Source organism: Endozoicomonas sp. ONNA1 (assembly GCF_024606325.1).
GTDB lineage: Bacteria > Pseudomonadota > Gammaproteobacteria > Pseudomonadales > Endozoicomonadaceae > Endozoicomonas_A.
The window spans coordinates 1-4,767 of the sequence record NZ_JAHHPN010000782.1 but is presented as its reverse complement, the minus strand read 5'-3'; the positions used below and the strand labels follow the sequence as shown (position 1 = coordinate 4,767).

Sequence of the window (4,767 nt, the reverse complement as noted above, 5' to 3'; positions counted from 1 at the left end):
CTGATTCAGACACGCCAACGGCATTGGCATAAGGTGTCAGGGTATCCTGAACATTAGTCAGGAATGCTACGGTCTTGCGGCCGTTTTCAAAGGCGACATCGTCAAGAACGTAGTTGGCGATGACCACAGCTGCATACTCTTTCATGCCGGCAACAGACGCCTTCATACCCGCCGGGCCAGTGGTGGTCACAGTCACAGGTGCAAAGGCACTCTGCATGAATTCCTCAGCACTCTTTTCGGACAGCCCATGGACAACGCCTCTGAAGTGGATTAACTTGATGCCACGTCTGTAGCCAAGGAGGTGTTCAAATTCTTCTACTGGCTCATAACCATCGACACTTCTGACGGCCTTTATGTAGTTCTCAAGTTCAACCTTGCTGATCAGACCTTCACGCAGCAGAGTGATGATCTTGTGACCACTGGCAGAATGGGCAGCGAAGTATTCCGAAAAGCTTTTCAGCTCCTTTGGTTCACACTCGACGAAATGAATGGCTGTTTTGCCCATGCCGCGAATTTCATCGTCGTATTGTTGAGCCCCGTTTTGCAGCTCGCGCCTGGCCCTGACCACAAGCTCATGGACTTTTTTAGGGACATTGAGAGGCTGATCTTTTCCAGGGTTGAGAGGGGGCGGGAAGGTCGTTTTCAGACTTTTGAAAACTTCCACAATCCGACTGGCCTGATCAAGCGTCAGCCCGTCTCCGATCGATGCAATCAGGCGAAGCGGTTGAAGTTCATCGGCAAAACCTAAAGCCGGAAAGTAGGGTATTAGCCCACCGCGTTTTTCCGCTAATTCTGCCAGACCCATTGCGGCTTCCAGAGCTTGTTTCTTGAGAGAGTGCTGCTGCATGAAGTCATGGATATCGGTCAGGACTTTTATCTGCCTGGGTGTGAATTGGGAGGGAGCGACATCATTTTCGACGGCTTCCTCTGCTGCCTTCAAGACTTCCCTTATTCTCTCAATGTTTGCTTTCCTGGGTTCAAGCTCATCTTCCAGACGGGCCTGCTCCTGAATCAGTTGCCGGATCTCACCGCCGGTACCATCATGACCACCCAGTTGTACCTGTCTGTTTCTCAGGATATCAAGTCGTCGTCTAAAGGTGTCAGAAGTGTCTGGTTTAAGGTCCACGGCTTCTTCAGTGGTACCAAGAAACGCTACATTGTAATTCGTCAGAGCATCTTCTGCTTTTGATACAGCTTCACATTTCTGCTTCAGGATTAAACTCAGCTCAACCATTTCGTGCTTATGTAGGGTTTTAGCCTCCTCATCGATGCCTCCAAAATCAATAATCTTCTGTTGTTTACGATCCAGATTCTCTTGTGCATCCCTCTGTTCAGACATTGCATTGATCACGTCCATAAATTTCTTGTGGTGCTCACGCAGGAATTCTGTGATCTGAGTGTACTTTTTTCTGGCTAAAGGCAGTTCACCCAATGCTTCCTCAAGGGTACCGGTTTCGTCCGGACCATGATTTTTTTTATGGCTTGTAACTGAAAAAAAGTAATCATTTTTTTGCAGTGAACTGAGGTCATCTTCTTTTATATGGATATCCAGATCTGCTCTGGCTCCGGGTGTCTCAATGATTTCATCTCTTTTTTCTGTACTGTGTTCCCGCAGGAAATGTCTGATGTCCTCTAATCGCTCTTCAGACGTTTGTTCGTCACCTGCAGCCAGACCAAAGTCGGTCTGAAATTGTTTCATTAGCCGATTGAGAGTTGCGTCGTCTTGATCCGGGAGGTGTTGGAGATCACTGCGTTTTCCCGCAAATAATACGTGTTTGCCACTAATCGTCTTAAGTTCACGGTAAACCTCTTTCAGTCCGTTTTCAGCATTTTCCAATGCTCGTCTGGCATTGGCTAGCTCACGATCAAGAACGTATCGGGGTCTGGGGCCCAGACGAGTCAATTGCCTGTCAAGCTCATTCTCAATGGCTGCAATGCGCTCATTAACGTCAGGCTGACCTGTATTGATAACTAAATCGTCCAGCTGCAGGAGTTTTTTTTCAATCAAACTGTTCTGGTCGTTGATAATGGCATCTTCTCTATAATCCTCAATGTTGAGTTGATGAGCCACTGCATTGTTCCAGGATCTTCTGGCAGCTTCATCGTCATAAGCTGTATTTGATTCTTCGATTAATTCCAGAACTCTGGCTCTCAGGATATCCTTCTGATCAGACAGGTTGTCATCCTGCTCAAGTGCTACATTCAGGTCTTTGGCCAGTTTGACAGTGAAAGCTCTGCCGCTTTCTCTGGCAGCAACGTTTTCATCAGGGTTGATGCTTAGCTCGTCCTCAACAGCTCTAAGCAGAATTGTCTGTTGTTCCCTGGCGTGCTTGTCCAGGTAGGCATCTTCGACTTTATAGATAAGAGTCGCACGAATCTTGTTGTATTTGAGATCTTTCTTGTTCAGAGCTTTGCTGTCTTCTTTCCAGAGGGTTTGATCTATCTGATCCAGCAATTGCTCTGAGACATCATGATCGGCAAGTAGGGTATGAACCCGGGCAAGTCTTGCTGCATTGTCATCCCATTCGTCGAATTTGATGTTAAGAATCTTTTCTACGGCTTCGAGCACAGCGGACTGTTGTTCTCTGGCTTGCATGTCCGGGTCAGAGCCTTCGACTTTATCGTGAAGGTTTGCAAGAAGCATAATGAGTTTGTGTTCCTTCTCGTCCTGAGTTTTGCTTTCATATTGCCAGCGGATGTTATCGATTCGATTCAGTACCGCATCCAGTATCTTTTCTGAGAGAGGATTGCGGTTAAGTGTTATAAAAACTCTGGTGAGTCTTGTTGTTTTGTCATCCTCTTCATTGACTCTGATGTCAAGTACTACTTCTACGTCATCCAGTATGTCCAGAGCCTCGTTCTCTGCCAGCTGTCTGGCATCTCTGATGTATTCCTGCATGTTTTCAGAAATGCCCCGGCGACGGAGATACACGTCGTCGTTTTCATCAAGGTCATGCATCTTAAGGGCTTTTTCTACGGCACTCAGCGTCTCAAGGACTTCGGGCATGGGTTTGGGGTTGCTTTGTGTTCTGATGTCTTGCCGTTCTTGTTTCGAATCTGCAAGGCTGTCGAACCTGTTATGAATCTGTGCAAGTTCATCCACACAATACTGTGCTTGTCCTGATATTTTCTGCTTTTTCTGACCACTTGGAATGACTGATACTATTGTTCGTTCTGTTAATGTTCGTTCTGTTAATTCCTTTTGATCGTTGAGTTTGGCCTCTGTTGCCCTTAGTGCTTGCAACTCATTTTCCATCTCAATGAGCTGTCCGGCAAATCTGCCAGTGACTTTGGAAGCAAAGCCTTCCTCTTCACTAAAAGGATCGTCAAAATAATCGTTAGAAAATACGCTGATATCGGACCTGATTATTTCATGAATATTCTGAATGAAATCCCGGTTAGTCAGAAGATTTCCAAGTACGGGTTTGAAGCTGAAACGTTTTACGAGTTGGATATGCATCCAGGTCGGCGTGATGAATGACGAAACGAATCTGACGTGTGGCATTGTGAATTTAAATTCGTCTGCTCCATCCGAAGCAGCACAGGTCAATGTCTGCTGGAGATATTCATAGTATGCAAGCGTCACCAGTTTGCCATGGTATAAAAGCGACGTATGTTCACTTTTGACAATTCCATTATTGTGCTCTGCAGCTAACCCTTCGAGCTGTGCCATCTGCCTGCTTCGAATGATGTACTGGTAGCTTTTGACCCTGTCTTTTTTAACCTGTATTGTTTCCCGGGGGCGAGGGCTGTTGTAGAACTCTTCCATCCAGACGTCATAGATACCTTCAATAAAAGCGATATCGGTCGGATTCTGCTTCTGACCGCGGAAAACAATAATCTCCCCCGGAGTCTCAGTCACTTCCAGTTTTGGAAAACCTGCAGGCACAGGGTATGCCTGCGTGTCATCCTCAACGTATACGACATAGCCGACGGGCTTATGGCAGGACAACAGTTTATTCAGAGTTTCCTGTTGTAAATCTTCACCCAGAAGATGAACCCGGGCGTAGGCAGAGGTGGCTGCTGCTAAAAGCACCTCATCATTGACAAAGAGCGATTGACCCAGACGTTGCAGTTCAGGAGGCTGATCGCCTGCTGCGATAAGACGCATGAAGGTGCGCCCATTCACTTCAACTTTGTCTACTTCAATAGTGGCAAGGGCAACATAGTGATCAACTTCGCCAAGACTTCCTGCTCTTTCATTCGCACCCTTCAGCACTCCGACCAGAAGTTCAGGGTTGGCAACTTTCGTAAACGGTTCTAATGGTTGGATATCATCTGATTGAGCACGAACAGCTGAAATTGAGCTCTGATCGGTCATTCCTTTTCTGACTTCAATGACCAGTTTCGTTTCTGCAAGATCATGGGTGAACTTGAAGATTCCCTCATTACCGACCTTGAGAACTTTGGTGTATTTCTGAGCAATTTCATTATCGTCTGTTGCAAATAGATCAACACTGGAAACGCCACCCTCGATGCCGGAAAGAACGTCTGTGAAGCCTTCAGAAGGAACGTCATAGCCCGCTCTGACTTCAGTCTGGTCCGGGTATGTGGTGGTAAAGGATCCGGGTATTGGCTGCTGGTCATCACCTGAAGTTGGCTTAACTATAACCTCACTCCGGGTAAACTCCTTATGTCCATTGTCCCGAATATCGAAAGATTTTATCTGCAGCCTGCGATCGGCCAGTGCCTGTGTGACAATGATGGAAGAGCTGATGGCAATGGCTACGGCAAGGCTTAATGCATTGGGACGAAATTTTCTCATTC

Annotated in this window: 1 protein-coding gene; it reads right to left on the bottom strand. The window is 46.7% G+C overall.

Features of this window, described 5'->3' with window-relative positions:
- The coding region (locus tag KDK19_RS18695; RefSeq protein ID WP_257292591.1) for a hypothetical protein at positions 1 to 4,767 on the bottom strand (4,767 nt) is incomplete at both ends.